This window comes from Vibrio sp. NC2, from assembly GCF_025195005.1.
GTDB lineage: Bacteria > Pseudomonadota > Gammaproteobacteria > Enterobacterales > Vibrionaceae > Vibrio > Vibrio splendidus.
The window spans coordinates 83,130-102,647 of sequence record NZ_JANVFC010000013.1; the positions used below are offsets into that span (position 1 = coordinate 83,130).

At 45.1% G+C, this 19,518-nt stretch carries 15 protein-coding genes; 4 read left to right on the forward strand and 11 right to left on the reverse strand.

Going from position 1 to position 19,518, the window contains the following annotated elements; all coding sequences use genetic code 11:
* Positions 1–35: 35 nt before the first annotated feature.
* Entirely contained in the window at positions 36–1,724 is a 1,689-nt protein-coding gene (locus NX845_RS16390; RefSeq protein WP_004733414.1) for an NAD-dependent malic enzyme, read from the reverse strand.
* Positions 1,725–1,908: 184 nt separating this feature from the next.
* Between NX845_RS16390 and NX845_RS16395 the strand changes: the two genes are divergently transcribed.
* Both NX845_RS16395 and NX845_RS16400 read left to right on the forward strand, forming a co-directional pair.
* Complete coding sequence (locus tag NX845_RS16395; RefSeq protein ID WP_260256995.1) at positions 1,909–4,287, forward strand: helicase-related protein; 2,379 nt, start codon at positions 1,909–1,911, stop codon at positions 4,285–4,287.
* A 203-nt stretch (positions 4,288–4,490) separates the two neighbouring features.
* The gene (locus NX845_RS16400) at positions 4,491–4,868 is read left to right on the forward strand and encodes a hypothetical protein (RefSeq protein WP_004733416.1); all 378 of its coding nucleotides are present in this window, start codon (positions 4,491–4,493) and stop codon (positions 4,866–4,868) included.
* 280 nt (positions 4,869–5,148) lie between these two features.
* On the opposite strand, the gene NX845_RS16405 is transcribed toward NX845_RS16400, so the two are convergent.
* From NX845_RS16405 to NX845_RS16435, 7 genes are all read right to left on the reverse strand, one after another.
* Positions 5,149–6,252, reverse strand: coding sequence for a phosphoribosylaminoimidazolesuccinocarboxamide synthase (locus NX845_RS16405; protein ID WP_260256996.1), 1,104 nt, complete (start codon positions 6,250–6,252; stop codon positions 5,149–5,151).
* Between the two features lie 327 nt (positions 6,253–6,579).
* The gene (locus tag NX845_RS16410) at positions 6,580–6,987 is read right to left on the reverse strand and encodes a SulA-like leucine-rich domain-containing protein (RefSeq protein WP_065681509.1); all 408 of its coding nucleotides are present in this window, start codon (positions 6,985–6,987) and stop codon (positions 6,580–6,582) included.
* Between the two features lie 386 nt (positions 6,988–7,373).
* The gene (locus NX845_RS16415; RefSeq protein WP_004733419.1) at positions 7,374–7,562 is read right to left on the reverse strand and encodes a hypothetical protein; all 189 of its coding nucleotides are present in this window, start codon (positions 7,560–7,562) and stop codon (positions 7,374–7,376) included.
* A gap of 165 nt (positions 7,563–7,727) precedes the next feature.
* Entirely contained in the window at positions 7,728–8,822 is a 1,095-nt protein-coding gene (locus tag NX845_RS16420) for a tetratricopeptide repeat protein (protein ID WP_260256997.1), read from the reverse strand.
* A 157-nt stretch (positions 8,823–8,979) separates the two neighbouring features.
* Complete coding sequence (locus tag NX845_RS16425) at positions 8,980–9,648, reverse strand: OmpA family protein (protein ID WP_004733421.1); 669 nt, start codon at positions 9,646–9,648, stop codon at positions 8,980–8,982.
* Between the two features lie 141 nt (positions 9,649–9,789).
* Positions 9,790–10,479, reverse strand: a complete 690-nt coding sequence (locus NX845_RS16430; protein WP_004733422.1) for a DUF2786 domain-containing protein — start codon at positions 10,477–10,479, stop codon at positions 9,790–9,792.
* A gap of 208 nt (positions 10,480–10,687) precedes the next feature.
* Positions 10,688–11,371 carry a DUF3334 family protein gene (locus NX845_RS16435; RefSeq protein ID WP_004733423.1) on the reverse strand — a complete coding sequence of 228 codons (684 nt, stop codon included), beginning with the start codon at positions 11,369–11,371 and terminating at the stop codon, positions 10,688–10,690.
* A 221-nt stretch (positions 11,372–11,592) separates the two neighbouring features.
* Between NX845_RS16435 and NX845_RS16440 the strand changes: the two genes are divergently transcribed.
* Together NX845_RS16440 and NX845_RS16445 are read left to right on the forward strand one after the other, a co-directional pair.
* A complete protein-coding gene (locus NX845_RS16440) occupies positions 11,593–14,628 on the forward strand; it encodes an FAD-binding and (Fe-S)-binding domain-containing protein (RefSeq protein ID WP_260256998.1) in 3,036 nt (1,011 codons plus the stop codon).
* A gap of 66 nt (positions 14,629–14,694) precedes the next feature.
* The gene (locus NX845_RS16445) at positions 14,695–15,156 is read left to right on the forward strand and encodes an isoprenylcysteine carboxylmethyltransferase family protein (RefSeq protein ID WP_017093802.1); all 462 of its coding nucleotides are present in this window, start codon (positions 14,695–14,697) and stop codon (positions 15,154–15,156) included.
* Positions 15,157–15,285: 129 nt separating this feature from the next.
* On the opposite strand, the gene NX845_RS16450 is transcribed toward NX845_RS16445, so the two are convergent.
* The 3 genes from NX845_RS16450 to hutU all read right to left on the reverse strand — a co-directional run bounded on the left by NX845_RS16450 (position 15,286) and on the right by hutU (position 19,478).
* Entirely contained in the window at positions 15,286–16,011 is a 726-nt protein-coding gene (locus tag NX845_RS16450) for a DUF3581 domain-containing protein (protein ID WP_017063595.1), read from the reverse strand.
* Between the two features lie 225 nt (positions 16,012–16,236).
* The gene (gene hutH / locus NX845_RS16455) at positions 16,237–17,769 is read right to left on the reverse strand and encodes a histidine ammonia-lyase (protein ID WP_017085756.1); all 1,533 of its coding nucleotides are present in this window, start codon (positions 17,767–17,769) and stop codon (positions 16,237–16,239) included.
* A gap of 14 nt (positions 17,770–17,783) precedes the next feature.
* Positions 17,784–19,478 carry a urocanate hydratase gene (hutU, locus tag NX845_RS16460; protein WP_017078666.1) on the reverse strand — a complete coding sequence of 565 codons (1,695 nt, stop codon included), beginning with the start codon at positions 19,476–19,478 and terminating at the stop codon, positions 17,784–17,786.
* Positions 19,479–19,518: the final 40 nt, after the last annotated feature.

Sequence of the window (19,518 nt, forward strand, 5' to 3'; positions counted from 1 at the left end):
GTTAACGCTCTCTATTCCAAGCGCAGCACGCTTTATTAGAATGCAGTACGCTTGTAGCGACGGTAAACCGGCTGCCAGAAGTGCTGGTCAATCGCTTGTTGAAGAGCTTCTTCAGTGATCTCTAGTGCAACACCTTGCTCAATCGCTTTCTTACCAACGGCAAGAGCAATCTTCTTAGATACGGTGTGGATCTCTTCCAATGGTGGAAGTAGCGCACCTGAACCATTGATAGCAAGTGGAGAGCACGTAGCAAGCGCACGGCTTGATTCCATCAACATTTCATCAGTGATACGTGAAGCATTCACAGCCAATACACCAAGGCCAATGCCTGGGAAGATGTAGCTGTTGTTACACTGAGCGATTGGGTAAGTGGTGCCGTTATGAGTTACTGGCTCAAATGGGCTACCTGTCGCAACCAGTGCTTGGCCATCAGTCCAACGAATAATGTCGTTTGGAGTTGCTTCAACACGGCTTGTTGGGTTCGACAGTGGAAACACGATAGGGCGTTCACAGTGTAGGTTCATCTCTTTGATGACTTCTTTGCTGAACAGACCTGGAGCACCAGATACACCAACTAATACTGTTGGTTTCGCGTGGCGAACAACGTCTAGTAGAGAGAAGCCAGTGCCGTCGCTTTCCCAGTCTTTGGTGTTTTCGTTGGTTTGAACGAGACGCTGTTGGAAATCAAGCAGGTTTTGCATGCCTTCCTGTAGCAGACCCCAACGGTCGACCATGTAAACTTGAGAGCGTGCTTGTGCATCGCTGATACCTTCAGACACCATTTGAGCAATGATAGCTTCAGCAATACCACAACCTGCAGAACCCGCACCTAAGAAGGTGATGCGTTGATCTGAAAGTTTGCTGTTTGCTGCTTTACATGCTGCAAGTAGAGAACCAACCGTTACGGCTGCTGTGCCTTGGATGTCATCGTTGAAACAACAGAGGCGATCTTTGTAACGCTCAAGCAGTGGCATTGCGTTCTTTTGTGCGAAATCTTCGAACTGAACTAATGCATCAGGCCAACGGCGTTGAACAGCTTGGATGAACTCTTCAACGAATGCATCGTAGTCAGCACCTGTGATACGAGGGTGACGCCAGCCCATGTACATTGGGTCTGCAAGACGTTGAGGGTTGTTTGTACCCACATCGAGCACTATAGGTAGCATGTAAGCTGGGCTGATACCGCCACAAGCTGTGTACAGTGCTAGCTTACCAATTGGAATACCCATGCCACCGATACCTTGGTCTCCCAAACCAAGAATACGCTCACCATCCGTAACCACGATAACTTTAACGTTGTGGTTTGTCGCATTGTTCAGTAGGTCATCGATACGATCGCGGTTCGGGTATGAGATAAACAGACCACGGCCACGACGGTAAATATTTGAGAAGTTCTCACATGCTGCGCCAACCGTTGGCGTGTAAATGATAGGCATCATTTCAGAAATGTGGTTTTGAACTAAACGATAAAAAAGCGTTTCATTAGTGTCTTGGATGTTACGAAGGTAGATATGCTTATCCATATCACTTTCGAAGTTACAATATTGCTTGTATGCACGTCCTACTTGCTCTTGGATTGTTTCGGTCGTTTCCGGTAACAAGCCTTCAAGGTTGAAAGAACTGCGCTCTTCAGCAGAGAATGCGCTGCCTTTGTTTAGAAGAGGGGTACTTAGTAGAGCAGGACCAGCATAAGGGATATATAGAGGGCGTTTATCGTTGTTCATTGGATGCCTAATATGGGAGAAAGGGTAACCGAAAAATGATAACGGTTTAGTTATTCAATTGTAAATAGTTTCCCTCCGATCTTTGCAAACAAAATGATATTCTTACCTATGTCCCACACTTATCGAATTCTAGCGCCATAATTCGTTATACTTCGCTCACACTTTTTCGCGACTCCTCCTTTTTATGTCATTACTTCCTATCGATTCTTATCAAAACGTATTCCACGAAAAAATCGCCAATTCTCACCTTGTAGTCGAAGCTGAAACCGGATCGGGTAAATCAACGCGCTTGCCACTTTGGGCTTCTCAGCATGGACGAGTGCTGGTGGTGGAACCAAGACGTATCGCGTGTACGTCATTGGCTAAATACCTCGCACAGCAATCGGGTGAGAAGCTTGGTAGCAAGGTTGGCTATGCGATTAAGCTTGAGTCTGAATATAACGAGCAGACTAACGTTGTTTTTGTGACGCCCGGTATCGCGCTGCGTTGGTTATCAGAAGACGGATTAGCCAGTTTTGATGTGATTGTGGTGGATGAGTTTCACGAGAGGCGCTGGGACATTGATCTGCTGATGGCGATTCTGAAGCAAAAAGAGAGCCATCGCTTGGTGATCACTTCAGCAACTATTGAAGGGGAGCGTCTTGCTCATTACTTGGATGCGAATCGAATTAGCTGTGAAGGCCGAACTTATCAAGTTGCTATTGAACACAAGGCGAATGAATCCAGAGCATTGCCCGATATTCGACATCTAGAGCAACGCATTGCTGAAGAAGTGAATCATCAACTGATCGCTTCACATGGCGATATCTTGGTTTTCCTACCGGGTAAAAAAGAGATCGTGCAATGTGAACAAGCCTTGGCAAAGAATCCAGACATCCAAGTAGTGAAATTGCATGCGTCAGTCAGTGAAAAAGAACGAGATCTAGCGTTATCGGGTCGTAATATCAATACTGAAGGTAATAGCCTGAGAAAGGTCATTTTGGCGACCAACGTTGCTGAAACCTCCCTCACCATACCTGATATTGGTGTGGTGTTAGATTCAGGATTAGAAAGACGCACCGTTCAACGAAACGGAAGAACCACACCGATGCTTAAATCCATATCACGAGCGAGTGCCAAACAACGAGCTGGCCGCGCGGGTAGGGTGATGGATGGCATTTGTGTGCGTCTATATGGCGAGCATGCGGCGTTAGAGTTAGTCACACCACCTGAATTGCAGCGTGAAGAGCTGACAGAGCCTATGTTGGCCGCGGCATGTTGTGGTGCTCCGTTTGAGAGCTTGTCCTTCCTTGATCCTATTCCTGAGAAGTCATTAAACAGCGCGACTCAAACCTTGCTGACGATGGAGGCGATTAATAGCGACCATCAAATTACCGAGCATGGCAAAAAGCTGTATCCGCTGCCGATTGATGCTTTGTATGCCGATATTGTTACTCGAATCAAAACCAAAGCCTTAAAAGAAGCGATGGTCGATCTCACAGCGGCGTTGTCCGTTCCTGCTCGCTTGTACCAATTACCAAACAATGCAGAACATTTGGAAGCGCTGGCTCAGCAAGAGAAAGAAGGGTGTGACTTAAGCCTGTTAATTCAGATTGTTCGTGGTTGCGATTATCCGCATTTAGAAATCGACCAACAGGCACTGAATGAAGCGCAAGGGCTGGCAAAGCAAATGCGTGAGGTGTTTGAACTTCCTCAGTTAGAAGTCGCGTCACGTTTCCAGCGTATTGAACTGCTTAAGACTATTGTGAATTTGCATCCTGAGCTGGTGTTTGTGCGCCGACTGAAGAGGAAAGAAGCCTTTGCCAATGGAGTGTTAGAGGTAGTACTTGGCCGTCAGAATCGTTTCCCGGACAATGCACAAGCGATGTTGGTGCTTGATACCCATAGTTTGCCGGGAAGAGGTGTTAAGCAAACACTGACCTTAGCGACGGTCACGGCACCTATTCCTCTTGAGCTTATCATTGAAGCTGAACTCGGAGAGTGGGAGCAAGGTGAAACAAGAGTAAATGACGATGGTGTTTTTACCGAGATGGCTTTGGTGTACGCAGGCCGTACAATTACGACTAAGCTCGTCGCGGCTGAAGGGCAACTATCATTAAAGCCTATTGTCGATCTTGTGTTAAAAGGCGTCCAACTTCCCGGTTTTGCAAAGGTTCGCACTCAAGAAATCAAACACTGGCAGCTGTATGTGAAACTCGGTCTCGATGAACAAACTCAATACACACCAGAAATTGAGAACATTAACTTTGAGCTATGGTTGATAGAGCAGCTTGAGGTGCTAGGTGTCACAGATGTGAGCGAATTGGAAATGTTCGACCATGCAGACATACCTTTCGATGGGATTCCAAGTTGGTTCTATTCAGAGTTCTCTGAAAAATACCCGTTTGCACTGAGCCTTGCCGACTTGCAACTCGATGTAGAATACTTGCCCGCACGAAAGCTGATTTACGTTCACTATCAATCGGGTAGCCGAAAGTTATCACCAAAACGCTGGGAGCTGCCAACATGGTCTGGCTGGCGTATTCAATACAAAAAAGCGAGCCGGATAATTGATATAAAATAGATAGATAAGTTTTATCTCTAAAATATTAATCAAATAGGTGCATATATGATTATTCAGTGCTTATTTTGTTACAAAATTGATTTTTATATGCCTTTTTAACCAATCAAAAGGTCATAAAAGACTATTCTTCTATATCCTATTGCTATAAAGAAAGAGTTGATAGATATTGAGTATATTGTGTTGTCAAAGTGTCGGGGGACATCATGGAAAAACAGATAGAGACGCGTGTAGAGTTCGATTACACAACCTTTCTTGGCGCCTCATGCAGTAAAAAATGGACTTTTCTGGAAGCACTAACCACAATTGCGCCAGTATTCAGTACCGTCTGGCGAGATAGCATTAAAGAGCTAGCAAGCCCTGAAGATCGTTTATGGCAGATGGCATTAAAATCAATGTCGACGCGTAAAAGTGATGAGTCGAACATTGTTACCTTACTTAAGCTAGCTAGGCTAGAAGGGATCAATGAGCTCAAAGTTGTTATGCCATATTCTCTTGAAGAAGAGCAGATAGAGTACATCGAGACGCGCAGTCATTTGGTGATCGCCGAGAATACTGGAGAAGAGTTTACTATCAAGCTGTAATCTCTCAGTATTGCTTAGAGCTTAGAGCTTAGAGCTTAGAGCTTAGAGCTTAGAGCTTAGAGCTTAGAGCTTAGAGCTTAGAGCTTAGAGCTTAGAGCTTAGAGCTTAGAGCTTAGAGCTTATTACTTAGAGCCTAGAGCCTAGAGCCTAGAGCATACAGCTTAGAAGCTAGCTCAAAGAATATTAAAAATCGCACACGTAAAAAGGGCCTCAATAATGATGAGGCCCTTTTAGTATCAGGAACTTGTGTTTACGAGCTTACTCGCTTTCTAGAATGCAATCAGTCAACTAGACCATAGTGAGCACGCAGTACATCGATGATTTCTTGCTTAGGATTCTCGCTCAGTACGATCTCTGCACCTGTGATTTTCGCTGCGATATCAAGATAAGTACGAGACAGAGACATCAGTGAATCAAGAGGCAGTTCATTGTCACGAGCTAATGCTTCACGCTCTGGCATGCGTTCTTTGTTCAAAAGGATGTCTGCATCAGGGAAGTAGTTAAGCAAGAACTGACGGAAACCCTCTTTAGAGTTTTCAACGATGTTGCCTTTGTTGTATTCCTGAGTATCCCAAATGCGAGATGAATCTGGAGTACCCACTTCGTCCATGTAGATCAGCTTTTCTTTACCTTGAGCATCGTTGACGTAGCCAAACTCAAACTTGGTATCGACAAAGGTTTGGTCGACGTTTGCGAGTGCTTGGCTGATAACGTTGAAGCCTTCTTTTAGCAACTTCTCGTAGTGCGCGATATCGCTTGCTTGAGTAAAGTTGAACGCTGCGAAGTTATCTTCGATGTTGTTACGCGAGATGTTCACATCGTCAGCTTCTGGTACACCAGGGATACCTTTCAAAATCCCTTTTGTTGAAGGCGTGATCAGTAGCTCAGGTAGCTTCTTGTCTTTCTCGAGGCCTTCAGGCATCTCGATACCACAGAATTCACGTTCGCCGTTTGCGTATGCACGCCACATTGAACCAGTAATGTATTGACGACAAATTGCTTCGATCATGACTGGGCGAGCTTTTTGTACAATCCATACAAACGGGTGAGGGATATCAAGAATATGACTGTCAGCAAGTCCGTTGTCTTTAAACAATTTGAACCAGTGGTTAGAGATAGCATTCAGAGCCGCTCCCTTACCTGGAACACCTTTAAGATTCCCTTCACCACGCCAGATACAATCAAATGCAGAGATACGGTCACTGATCACCATGATGGCTAAAGGCGCATCTGGTGCTACATCGTAGCCTTTCTCTTTGATTAGTCGTTGACTATCTTCTTCAGTTAACCAGTAGACTGAGCGAACTTTGCCACTGTGGACAGGTTTGTCAGTACGGATTGGCAGGTCATCATTTACGGCAAGAACTTGATCAGCAAGGCTCATTTAGACATTCCTATCTTTTATCAAACGTCATACAGAGAAGTGCGGTGTGCACATGATTAGACGGGCATTATACTCAATCTACTATTTCCTTCCAGATAAAAAGCAAACGATTGCTAAATCTATTGTTTAAATAAAAACCCCCGCCTAACAATTCGCCAAAAAATAGGCGAATCGTAGGGCAGGGGAAGGCAGTATATTTGGACTGTGTTTTGGAGCTATGCTGTTAAGTTAACTTAAGTTTGTTAGCTAAAAGAATAAGCTATGTTTGTGGGCTATGTTTTTGAGCCAACAATGTTATTAAGCCAACATGATATTAAGCAAGGTGGCTTAGTGAATACGCTCTGAATTCGCATCCATAAAGAAGACTTCACACTGAAAGCGCATTCCTAATGTTCTTAGGCATTGCTGACTGAATTGATCAATCGATGCACTTGCCACAATCGCACTCGCATTCTTAGAGCGAATGGCTTTCTCGACGGTTTCTACCTCAGTCATTTGATGAGAGGCTTTCATATGAATAACTCGGTCGCAGCAAACATTATGTTGCTTTAGCTGCTTAGCGGATGGTCTCGGTGTTTGAGCGGTAAACAGTAGCCACTGATGTTGGTTGGACAGCAACGCCATTCTTGCGAATAACGCTTCCTCGTTTGAATTTTTGCTTTTACGAGAAACTGATGTAAATGCGCAGTGAACTAGCGGGCTAGAGTGTTGGGCTTTAACGTGTGCTTGAATCATTTTGCTGTCCTTATATACATGCTGTATGTGTATACAGTAGTTTTAGTTGCTTATAAGATCAAGCGTTTTTTGCGGGATTATTGGACGATTTTGTCTGAAGTGACAGGTGTAATGCTGTTAAGTTATTGAAATTATTTGATAAATTAAATTTGAATGAATTTGCTGTTTTGTCTCATAATTTGAAAAAATGTGAGCCTTATACAGGTGCATACAGTGGTTTTGACAGAAAAGTACTGTATACACCTGTATAGAAGAGAGAAGAGAGAAGAGAGAAGAGAGAAGAGAGAAGAGAGAGGAGAGAGGAGAGAGGAGAGAGGAGAGAAGATCTAAAACCACAGACACAAAAAAAGCGCCTTAGGCGCTTTCTTATATTTCAACGGTGTTGCTTATCTCAATGTCGCTTGGGAGAGTTTTGCTCTCATTTCCATTTCACCAATATTGAACTGGCGAACATCAATGGTTGCAATATCATTGCACTCTTTACATGCATGATGACACTTACCATCTAGGTAGTCGTGCTTTTTAACTAGGCTTGGCTTTTTGCACCAATCACAAACGCCTTCTATTGTGAACATATTCTCTCCTCACCTGTTTAAGTCAGGTGTATTTTCGGCGCAAATTATGACACAAGTAAGACCCATTAGTTAATAGTTTGTTACCCGTTTTTGAGAGGGGGATCGATTGCAACACTAATAAAATCGATATCTTTGCGACCTTGCAAATTTAATATGTGTAGTTGTTTACGGTTTTGTAACATTTTGTAAAATGGTTTTTAGCGCATTGTTCAAACGTTTCATTTCTTCGTCACATCCGTGACCATCTGGATGGTAGATCTTTGATAATTGTTTGTATCGTATTTTGATGCTTTTCTGGTCCGGAATTGAGCTAGGCGTGTAGCCAAATAGCGCACAAGCTACCTGAAAATTGTTCAAGCTCTTGTTGTTTTTCTGCTTCTTCAGTTCGTTATAGATAGTCTGAAGTTGGCGCTTTTGCTGCTTAATGGTGAAGTCTTTCGCGCTAAGTTGCGCTTCAAGTGTCTGCTGTTGCTGATTTAACTCACCAGACTTCAGAATCTGTCGCTTTCGCGATACAACCAGAGTCGCGCTGATACTCACTATTGCAATTAAAACGGCCAGTACTGCGCCGATCATATAGTCAGAGTTTGTTAGGTTAGAACGTGTTGCTTGGTCTCTAGCAGTTAGTGCCAAAGGGGAGGTACTTGGTTGATTCGTATTGGCTTCTGCACTGACGTTGTCATTGAGCTGCTCTATCGAAGAGATCTGCTTGGCGCGTTGTTGGTTAAATTGTGCTTCCAGAACGCGATTGTAACCATCTTCTGCATCAGGGTTGTCTTTTAGGGCCGCTTCATACCATAGCTGTGCTGCATCTAATGGTTGGAGTAGATCTTTCTCAAGCGAGGACTCATAGATCTTTGCGACCTCAACTGAGGCGCGTTTGTTACCTTGCAATGCTGATTTGATAAACCATTCTAAAGCTAGCTTGTTGCTTTGCTCTACACCTGTCCCAGATAAATACAATTCAGCCAGCCTAAATTGCGCATTTGCATTGCCGTTATCCGCTGATTGCGAGTACCAATAAAATGCATCGCTGGTGCTCAAAGGGACGTCGACACCCGATTCATAAGCTTGAGCGAGTTGATATTGAGAAATTGGGTCTTGAGGTTGTGATTCTTGAGATTGTGGATCTAATGAAAATTCATCATTGCTTGCTGCGTGCACGAAATGTGTGGTGGACAACGGTATCGTGGAAAATATGAGGGCTAGAAATAGAGGCCTAAGAAATGACGATGACAGAAAGTTGGATAGGATAAGCAAAAGATAAGTCTCGTAAAAAAGCCCAGTGCCGATGTATCAGGATGAATACGCTATGTGGCTGAGTGTTAAGTCGTAGCGCTTAAAATAAGCCATACGAATGACAAGCAACTATATAGTGGTTATTTCAATAGATAAAGGTAACTGGGCTTTAACCGTGCTACTTAAGCGGCAAAATTTGAATTTCTACGCGACGGTTACAAGCACGACCTTGAGAGGTGTTGTTGTCACATAGAGGGTAACGCTCACCGTTACCACGAGCAATGGCACGACCTGCAGCAACGTCTTGAGAGATCAAGAATGCACGAACAGATTCAGCACGACGCTCAGAAAGGATTTGGTTAGACGACTCGCTACCAGTGCTGTCAGTGTGACCGTCGATCACTAGGCTAGTGTCTGGGTATTCTACTAAGATACGAGCAACGCCACGTAGTGTGTTGTGAATACTAGACTCTAAAGCGTAAGAGCCAGAACCAAAACCAATGCCGTTTTCTAGGCGAAGTAGAAGCTGGTTCTCACCAACGCGTTCAACTTGAACACCAGAGTTCATGAGTTCTTCACGAAGTGCAGCTTCTTGTTGGTCGAAGTAGTAACCGATACCACCACCAACGGCGGCGCCACCAGCAGCACCGATGAGTGCACGTTTACGGCGATCTTTAGAATCGTCACCAGTAGCAGCACCAGCAACGGCACCAGCGATTGCACCAATTAGAGCGCCTTGAGTTGCAGAGTTAGTCTCAGATTCGCCTGTTGTAGCATTTTGGCGTTGAGTTGCCTGACAACCCGTTAGAGCGACAGTAAGCGCTAGGGCTAGTGTGATTTTTTTCAACGTATTCTCCATCATGTACTTCTGTCAAACGCATGGATTGCGAATGACAAACATATAGTCCTATAAGTATTATTGATGGTTTTAACAATGTGCTGAGGAAATGTAAAGAGCAAGCATTATGATTTAGCTAAATGGCATGCTCTACGATTTGGTGATTTTTTTAGCCGCTTGAGTTCCGCCAACAGGGCGGTTTACCGAAAGCTTACGACCTTTCTTCAAACCAACTTCATAGTCAGCGGTGAGGTTTTTCATCGCTTCTCTGAGTTGTTGTTTGAAGGTTTCACGGTCAATATTTTCAAATTCTTTATCAATGTAGTTATTGATTTTGTTGTTTGACTCGTCGTCCGGGGTAATGATTGGCAACTTTTCAAGCGCACCTTCTACCCAACCAGAGACGTAAGAATTCACACGACGAGTGACTTCGAGAGTTCCTGTACCAGATCCTGCAAAGCTGTTTCTGAATTGACCCGTATGCTCGTTCAATTCGCGATAAATAATATCGAAAGCAAAGGCAGCAAAGATCGCTCGATCAGCTTCACCAATGAACTCCACACGCTTAAGGCCTTTGTGGTTCAGTAACACGGCTTCTACGCCAAACTTAGTGTTGATACCACGAATAACGCGCAGCAGTGTAGAGCTGATATTTGCAGGTAACAGATGACTGGACTGAGTTTTCCCCATCTTGATAAATTCAATATCGTCTTTCTCGAGACCATATTTCAGCATCAAGTTATGCGCCATTTTTATCGCATTGGCCGCTTCATTGACGTTCGCAGAATTTCCAAGCTCAAGGCACTTGGCAATTTTCTTTAGGGCTTTTTTCTTATCCATCGACTACTTAATCATTACCGCAAATTTTGAAAAGTCCGACATTTTACATGTTTTGGCAGGTAACAGCAAAGTCAAAAGTCATTTGTTATTACGCGGTGAGCCATTATGAAGGATGGAAAAGGCGGCTTCTGGGTAATACAAAAACGCCATCAAGCGTATTGATGGCGTTAGTGACACGATTTTCCGGATTAACTAGAGTATTAGCAAACTAGATACCAAGTTCATCGAGTAGATCGGCTGCAGAATCATTACCTGAACTTTGAGCGGGCTTATTCGCTTCCTGCATTTTTTTCTGAGTAGCCTCAAGAATACTGTCTGGACATTCGTCTTCAGCGATCTCAAATTCTTCCAATTGGATGAATTCTGTCTTATCCATTGCAAGCTCTAGGTAGAAGATGTTGTTGTTTGCAGTCGAGAAGGTCACTCGGCGAGCTTGTGGACGATCTAGGTTAGTATCAACAGAAAGGTTTACTTGCTTGTTCAATGCCAGCATTTTCGGTTGGTTCTGTGTGATGTTGGTTTGCAGTTCTTTACGGATCTTATTGGTGAAATCACCAACTAACTGGTTCATTAACTCGCCCAAAACATCGCCCACTTCGTCTGAAGTGTGCAGTACCGCCAGCTCATCTTCTGGCATGCCCATGTTACGCATGTAATTGGTATAGATCTCTAGCGCGGCTTTAGACGTAAAATTGATGACAACAAGACCAGAAAAGCCACCGTCAAATAAGACGAAACAACCAAAGTCTGGCTTCAGACTTGTCTTGTTGATCTTTTGAACCATAGCTGAATAGGACACCTGAGAAGCCGTCGCTGAAGTGAGTACGCTTGAGACTGATTGGCATAGCTTAAGAAGAATATCTTCAGTTGTGACTGTTTTGTTTTTTTTCATTGTGATGTGCTCATGGAGATGTCTTAAACAAAATGTTATTCAGTATATTGGACTGAATTAAGACGAAAGTGACTATTTCTCCATTCTTGCACTGAGATTCTGATTTGATCACCTTTTTATATGATCTTAATAGTAGTAAAGTGACGAAATTCAAAGAAAATTATTAAAAATCTCAGATAACCCAATGCTGATTGGATCAGCGAAGTAGGGGCAGGAAGCAAATGTTACCAAGACTTCAACTCAATGCTGATGTCGATCCAGTTGTCGTACGCTTTTTAGATGAACTAAAAAGCGCGGGCTTTACTGGCGACATTGAGTCTCAATATTCGAGCCGTTTGGCTGTGGCGACTGATAACAGTGTGTATCAGCAATTGCCGCAGGCGGTCATTCTTCCTAAGACAACGCACGATGTTGTTTTGATCGGTAAAGTGGGTGCTCAGTCCGCTTACGAACGAGTGACTTTTTCACCTCGTGGTGGCGGTACCGGAACCAACGGTCAATCGTTGACGAAAGGTGTCGTGGTTGACATGTCGCGACACATGAATAAGGTTCTTGAGATTAACGAGAAAGAGGGCTGGGTAAGAGTTCAGTCTGGTGTCGTTAAAGACCAATTGAATGATGCGGTACGTCCCTACGGTTATTTTTTCTCTCCAGACCTTTCTACCAGTAACCGAGCAACCTTAGGTGGCATGATCAATACCGATGCTTCGGGCCAAGGGTCGTTGAAGTACGGAAAAACGTCCGACCATGTGTTGTCGCTACAAGCGGTGTTCGCGGATGGTTCGTGTCTAGAGTCTGATTTATCACACGGCTTGCCAGTTGAGGGTGAATTTGCTCACCATGCCCTTGCGGTTACTGAGGCAGTTTGTCGAGACAAGCGCGCTCAAATTCTTAATAAATTCCCACCATTGAACCGCTTCTTAACAGGTTACGACCTAAAGAACGCAATCAACGAACAAGACGACAGCTTTGATCTGACTCGCGTCCTATGTGGTGCTGAAGGTTCTTTAGCATTCATCACGGAAGCAAAGTTAAACCTAACGCCGATTCCGAAAGCGCGAACGCTGGTCAACGTGAAATACAACACGTTCGATTCTGCGCTGCGTAATGCGCCGTTCATGGTAGAAGCGAAAGCACTGTCTGTTGAGACGGTTGATTCAAGAGTATTGAACCTAGCGAAGCAAGACATCGTTTGGCACACCGTGAGCGACCTGCTTATGGATGTTCCCAATAAAGAGATGCTTGGCATCAACATGGTTGAGTTTGCAGGTCAAGACGAAGCAGAAGTTGAACAACAAGTTCAAGCGCTGACTGCACAGCTTGAAAGCATGCTTGAAACCGAAGAAGCCGGTGTGATTGGCTTCCAAGTGTGCAGTGATTTGGCGAGCATTGGCCGAATCTACAACATGCGTAAGAAAGCGGTGGGTCTGTTAGGTGCGGCGAAAGGCCGAGCTAAGCCAGTTGCTTTTGCTGAAGATACCTGTGTACCACCGGAAAACTTGGCGGACTTCATCTCTGAATTTAGAGTGCTGCTCGATTCAAAAGAGCTGAACTACGGCATGTTTGGTCACGTTGATGCGGGCGTATTACACGTTCGTCCGGCACTTGATCTGTGTGACCCGATGCAAGAAGCACTGATGCACGAAGTCTCTGATGAAGTGGTTAAGCTGGTGGCTAAATACGGCGGCTTGATGTGGGGTGAGCACGGTAAAGGTTTCCGTTCTGAGTATGGCCCTGACTTCTTTGGTGAAGAGCTGTTTACTGAGTTAAGACGTGTTAAAGCAGCCTTTGACCCGCACAACAAGATGAACCCAGGCAAGATCTGTACGCCGTTAGAAAGCGACGCTGAATTGGTGAAAGTCACCGATACCAAGCGCGGCTTCTACGACCGCCAGATCGACGTACAAGTTCGTGATAGCTTCAAACAAGCCATGGAATGTAACGGTAACGGCTTGTGCTTCAACTATGATACGAGCTCGCCAATGTGTCCTTCGATGAAAGTCACGGCAGACCGTCGTCATTCACCAAAAGGCCGCGCAGGCTTGGTAAGAGAGTGGCTTCGTCAGTTAACGGAACAAGGCGTGGATATTCTCGATTTAGAGCAAGAAGCGCTGAAGGACAATACTCCGATTAAAACCATGGTTGAGCGTGTTCGTAACACGATGAACAAACGCCATGAATACGATTTCTCGCATGAAGTTCACGAAGCGATGAATGGTTGTCTTGCATGTAAAGCGTGTGCGAGCCAGTGTCCTATTAAAGTCGATGTGCCGAGCTTCCGTTCTCGATTCTTAAACATCTATTACTCGCGCTATCAGCGCCCAGCAAAAGACTATTTAGTTGCCAACATTGAAACCATGCTGCCGCTAATGGCGAAAGCACCAAAGGTTGTTAACGCAGCCTTGGGTCAAAGGTGGATACAAACCGCAACGGCTAAAACGGTTGGTTATGTTGATGCACCACTGATGTCGGTGCCTACGCTAAAAAATCGTCTGGCGAGTAAAGAATTGCAACTCTTCGACTTACAGTACTTAGAAGGCTTGTCTTCTGAGCAGAAGAAACAGCACGTACTTATCGTTCAAGACCCGTTTACTAGCTTTTATGATGCAGAAGTAGTTGAAGACTTCGTTACTCTGGCTCAAAAGCTGGGCAAAACACCGGTACTGCTGCCGTTTAAGCCAAATGGAAAAGCGCTGCACATTAAAGGCTTCTTAAGTCGCTTTGCGCGTGAAGCGAAATCCACATCGGATTTCTTGTCGATGGTGGCGGATATCGGCATTCCTTTGGTCGGTGTTGATCCTGCACTGGTGCTTTGTTACCGCGATGAATACGTCGAGATCTTAGGTGACAAGCGTGGCGACTTTGATGTGCTCACCGTGCATGAATGGTTAATGCCATCGTTAGGTGAGTTCGAAGCGCGCTCATCAAGTGAAGAGATGTGGTACTTGTTTGCTCACTGTACTGAGAAGACCAAAATGCCGAACGCTGAAAAAGAGTGGGGCGCTATCTTCAAACACTTTGGTGCTGCGTTAACCAGCGTTCCTGTCGGCTGTTGTGGTATGGCGGGCACCTTCGGCCATGAAGTGGATAAACTGCAAATGTCGAAAGACATATATGGTTTAAGCTGGAAACCTCAAATGCAAGACTTACCAAAAGATCGTTGTTTGGTGACGGGTTATTCTTGCCGTAGCCAAGTGAAGCGTTTTGAAGGTGAGAAGCTTGCTCACCCATTACAGGCGCTAGCAAAAATTCTTTAATACATTTAGCCCAGCAATTGCTGGGCTTTTTTCTAAACTAACAAAGGAATGTTAATAAGGAAAAGTATGAAATTTCTAGAATTAAAAGTACCACCCGTTGCACTGTTTATTATTGTATTCGCAGCATCATACTTCTGCGCTCTGCAGTTGAGCCAAGGGGCACTGGCATTACCTTATGGAATGGTTGTGCTAGGCATCGGGATCATATTGAGTGGTGTGATTGGAATATCAGGCATATGGGAATTCCGAAAACAGAAAACCACCGTTAACCCGATCAAAGTCGAAACCGCGTCTGCAGTCGTGGACAGTGGAATCTTTGACTACACCCGAAATCCAATGTACCTAGGGCTATTCATCCTACTGTTTTGCTTTGGCTACTTCTTCCAAAACCTATTCAGTGTTTTGCTCAGTTTTGTATTCGTAATCTACATGAACCAGTTCCAAATTAAGCCAGAAGAACGCGCTCTAGAGCAATTATTCGGTGCGGAATATGTTGATTACAAACAAAAGGTTAGGCGCTGGATTTAGTTTTGACTTGAGTGTCTTCATATAGCCGGGTATCGTACTAAAAAAGCCCAGCTTGAGGGTATCAAGTTGGGCTTTATTGATCTTATTCTAGAGCTTATTTACATCGAGATGTGTAAATAAGGATGCTGATTAAGCAGCCGCGGCGAACTGAGCTAGAAACATCTCTTTACGCTCGTTGAAGCGGTTTACTAGGTCGTCGACAGAAGCTTGGTCGTATGGCTTAAGGCCACTTGCTACCATGCGTTTCACGCCTTTACCGACTACTTCGCCGTCTTCTTTGAAATCGAAGTTCAGAGTCACGATGCCACGTTTGCCTTCAACATCAAAAGTCGCGCCAGAGAATTCAACTTCTGGGTGAGACAGGTCTAGGCGAGTAAATTCAACTTCCATGCTCTCGTAAATCACTAGAGGACGCTGGCAGTTGATCATCATTTGTTGTTCTTCCATAAGAGGAACCATGATGTGTGGGAAGTTCATGCCAGAGAACTTAACGTAGTTTGTTACTACGTGCTCGATGAATGCTTGGTCGTGGCTCTTTTCACCTTCACAAGACATGTGTAGGTACTCTTTGCCTTTCTCGTCAATCAGTGAGCTTTCTTTCTCACATTTGTTGTCAACGCTCAGTGCAATACCGTTACCCACCATACCTGAAAAATCAAAACGCATTTTTTGGCTGATGCCTTCTTTTTGCAGAAGTACTGCAAACAAAAGATCGCCAGGCACGCAGAAGCGCTTGTTGTCTTCATCGTGAATTGGGTTGAAGTCAGCGGCTACTTTTTTAGCAAAGTGGCTAGCCTGTTCACGAGTGAATTGAAATTGATTGTCTTCAGTAGAAAAGTAAGGTGTCAGAAACATAGTATCGCTATTAGTCATCAAATCTGGGGTGGATTATAGCTAACTAACTTCGTTCTAATGGTCTATCCAGTTAACTTTGCTTATATATCAGTCTATTAGATAAATACGTTGGATGGTATGTGACGATTTTAAGGGAGATATGGCCTTTGGCTCAATGCAACAAGGGCTAATCGATAGCCCTTGTTTATATGACACTCTAATGGTGTTGTTCAGTATGTTTTTGCTTTAAAAGCTACATAAAGTACCTTCTGGCATTAGGTGATTATGAACGGACAATTTGAGCAATAAGTTCGCTTGTTCAATATCCGGAGCAAAATATCTGTCTTTGTCGTAAAAGCTGACTTTTTCACGCAGAATCTGTTTCGCTTCTTCCACACGAGGAGAAGATAGATTCGGAGCGCGGAAGTCTAGCCCTTGTGCTGCTGCTAAATATTCTACTGCCAATATCCCACGGGTGTTTTCAGCCATGTATCTAAGCCTACGAGCGGCAAAGGTGGCCATTGATACGTGGTCTTCTTGGTTTGCAGAAGTCGGTAGGCTGTCTATTGACGCAGGATGAGCCAATGTTTTGTTCTCACTAGCGAGTGCTGCAGACGTTACTTGAGCAATCATAAAGCCCGAGTTCACGCCGCCGTTATCGACCAAGAAAGGTGGAAGTTTGCTTAGCGCGCTATCAATCAATAACGCCATTCTTCGCTCTGACAAGCTACCGATTTCAGCTATCGCTAGTGCAAGGTTATCGGCTGCCATTGCGACAGGTTCCGCGTGGAAGTTACCGCCCGAAATGATGTCGCCATCGTCAGCGAAAACTAGCGGGTTGTCGGATACGGCATTTGCTTCAATGTTTAAGGTTTCTGCTGAATTACGAATCTGCTGTAAACACGCCCCCATCACTTGAGGCTGGCAACGCAGCGAGTAAGGGTCTTGAACCTTTTCACAACAAGTGTGTGATTCACCAATCTCACTCTTTTGATCAAGCATATGGCGGTAAGCAAGTGCTGCATCCATTTGACCACGATGACCACGAACGCGGTGTATGCGAGGATCAAACGGACGACGACTACCCAGCGCTGCTTCAACAGACATCGCGCCACACACGGTTGCAGACGCAAACAAGTCTTCAGCTGCGAACAGACCTTCTAATGCAAAGGCTGTCGATGCTTGTGTGCCGTTTAACAGAGCTAAGCCTTCTTTCGGAGCAAGTGTGATTGGCTCCAAGCCTGCGATCTGCATTGCTTCTAAGCCCGTGATGATTTTGCCGTTGTGACGTGCTTGGCCTTCACCAAGCAGTACCGTACTCATGTGGGCGAGGGGAGCAAGATCTCCTGAAGCACCCACAGATCCTTTTTGTGGAACACATGGGTAAACCTGTGCGTTCACAAGATCGATAAGAGCATTAATCACTTTGAGGCGGATACCCGAGTAACCGCGAGACAAGCTGTTAATCTTTAACACCATCATCAAGCGCACAGTTTCATCAGACATGAATTTACCAATGCCCGCCGCGTGAGAAAGCACGATACTTTTCTGTAGTACTTCTAAATCTTCAGGGGCTATTTTGGTATTCGCTAATAAGCCAAAACCTGTATTGATGCCATACACGGTGCGATCTTCAGCAATCACTTGCTCGACAACGTGCATGCTCGCTTCAATATCAGGAATGGCTGCAGGATCGAGTGATAAGTTCACAGGGCTACGACTAATTTTGCGAAGTTCAGGCAGGCCTAGAAGTCCTGGTTTAAGTAATAAATTCAACATGTTCTCTCCAGAAATTAAAGGCGACGAAGTTCTTCGTTTAGCATAGGTAAATCAAGCTTCTGCTCTTTAGCACACTGCTTGGCAATATCGTAACCCGCATCAGCATGACGCATAACGCCTGTTGCTGGGTCGTTGTGAAGTACACGAGCAATGCGCTGTGATGCATCTTCACTGCCGTCACAACAAATCACCATTCCGGAGTGTTGTGAGAAGCCCATGCCAACGCCGCCACCGTGGTGCAGAGAAACCCATGTTGCGCCACCTGCCGTATTTAGAAGGGCGTTCAATAGAGGCCAATCTGATACGGCATCTGATCCATCCATCATGCCTTCTGTTTCGCGGTTCGGGCTCGCTACTGAGCCTGAATCTAGGTGGTCACGACCGATAACAACTGGTGCTTTTAGTTCGCCATTTTTAACCATTTCATTGAATGCTTGGCCTAAACGTTCACGATCTTTCAAACCAACCCAACAGATACGAGCGGGTAAGCCTTGGAACTGTATGCGTTCACGCGCCATATCTAGCCAGTTGTGTAGATGTGGGTTATCTGGAATCAGTTCTTTTACTTTTTGGTCTGTTTTGTAGATGTCTTCTGGGTCGCCAGATAGGGCAGCCCAACGGAACGGACCGACGCCCTCGCAAAATAAAGGTCGTATATAGGCTGGAACGAAACCTGGGAAATCAAATGCGTTTTCCACGCCTTCTTCCAGTGCCATTTGGCGAATGTTATTACCGTAATCTACGGTCGCAGCACCACGGTATTGCAGGTCTAGCATAGCTTGAACTTGAATCGCCATGGACTGCTTAGCGGCTTTCACTACTTTAGCTTCATCAATGGTTCGTTCTTGCGCTGCTTTCTCCATCGTCCAACCTTGTGGCAAGTAGCCGTTCAGTGGATCGTGGGCAGAGGTTTGGTCAGTCACTACGTCTGGCGTGATATTGCGTTCAACAAGCTCTGGGAATACGTCTGCTGCGTTACCAAGTAAGCCAACAGAGATAGGTGTGTCTGATTCTTTAATCATTGCCATCGCTTCATCGATGCTGGTGGCTTTTTTGTCGACATAGCCAGTACGCAAGCGGTAGTCGATTCGTGATTCATCACATTCAACCGCGATCATTGAAAAGCCAGCCATAGTCGCTGCGAGAGGTTGAGCACCGCCCATACCGCCAAGACCACCCGTTAGAACCCACTTGCCGTTTGCTTCGCCTTGAAAGTGCTTCTTCGCGATAGCGACAAACGTTTCATAAGTGCCTTGAACGATGCCTTGTGAGCCAATGTAAATCCAGCTACCTGCGGTCATCTGGCCGTACATCATCAAGCCTTCTTTATCGAGCTCGTTGAAGTGTTCCCAGTTCGCCCAGTGTGGAACAAGGTTAGAATTCGCGATCAGTACGCGAGGTGCGTTTTTATGTGTCGGGAACACGCCCACAGGTTTACCTGATTGAACAAGCAACGTTTGGTCGTCTTCTAAACGCTCTAATACTTCAACAATCTTGTCATAACATTTCCAATCACGTGCCGCGCGACCGATACCGCCATACACAACCAGTGCATGTGGATGTTCTGCCACATCAGGGTCTAGGTTATTCATCAGCATACGCAGTGGTGCTTCTGTTAACCAAGATTTAGCGCGCAATGTGGTGCCATGAGGTGCGCGAATTTCGCGAGTCGTGTCGAGACGAGGGTCACTGTTGTGGTGTTCCGTCATTTTGGAATTCCTTCTGTTTCACGTTATATCGTTGTAGTTG

Excerpts from the sequence above, each read along its gene's own strand:
- NX845_RS16390 (WP_004733414.1), bottom strand. The coding sequence starts at position 1,724 with ATGAACAACGATAAACGCCCTCTATATATCCCTTATGCTGGTCCTGCT.
- NX845_RS16395 (WP_260256995.1), top strand. The coding sequence starts at position 1,909 with ATGTCATTACTTCCTATCGATTCTTATCAAAACGTATTCCACGAAAAA.
- NX845_RS16400 (WP_004733416.1), top strand. The coding sequence starts at position 4,491 with ATGGAAAAACAGATAGAGACGCGTGTAGAGTTCGATTACACAACCTTT.
- NX845_RS16405 (WP_260256996.1), bottom strand. The coding sequence starts at position 6,252 with ATGAGCCTTGCTGATCAAGTTCTTGCCGTAAATGATGACCTGCCAATC.
- NX845_RS16410 (WP_065681509.1), bottom strand. The coding sequence starts at position 6,987 with ATGATTCAAGCACACGTTAAAGCCCAACACTCTAGCCCGCTAGTTCAC.
- NX845_RS16415 (WP_004733419.1), bottom strand. The coding sequence starts at position 7,562 with ATGTTCACAATAGAAGGCGTTTGTGATTGGTGCAAAAAGCCAAGCCTA.
- NX845_RS16430 (WP_004733422.1), bottom strand. The coding sequence starts at position 10,479 with ATGGATAAGAAAAAAGCCCTAAAGAAAATTGCCAAGTGCCTTGAGCTT.
- NX845_RS16435 (WP_004733423.1), bottom strand. The coding sequence starts at position 11,371 with ATGAAAAAAAACAAAACAGTCACAACTGAAGATATTCTTCTTAAGCTA.
- NX845_RS16440 (WP_260256998.1), top strand. The coding sequence starts at position 11,593 with ATGTTACCAAGACTTCAACTCAATGCTGATGTCGATCCAGTTGTCGTA.
- NX845_RS16445 (WP_017093802.1), top strand. The coding sequence starts at position 14,695 with ATGAAATTTCTAGAATTAAAAGTACCACCCGTTGCACTGTTTATTATT.
- NX845_RS16450 (WP_017063595.1), bottom strand. The coding sequence starts at position 16,011 with ATGTTTCTGACACCTTACTTTTCTACTGAAGACAATCAATTTCAATTC.
- hutH (WP_017085756.1), bottom strand. The coding sequence starts at position 17,769 with ATGTTGAATTTATTACTTAAACCAGGACTTCTAGGCCTGCCTGAACTT.
- hutU (WP_017078666.1), bottom strand. The coding sequence starts at position 19,478 with ATGACGGAACACCACAACAGTGACCCTCGTCTCGACACGACTCGCGAA.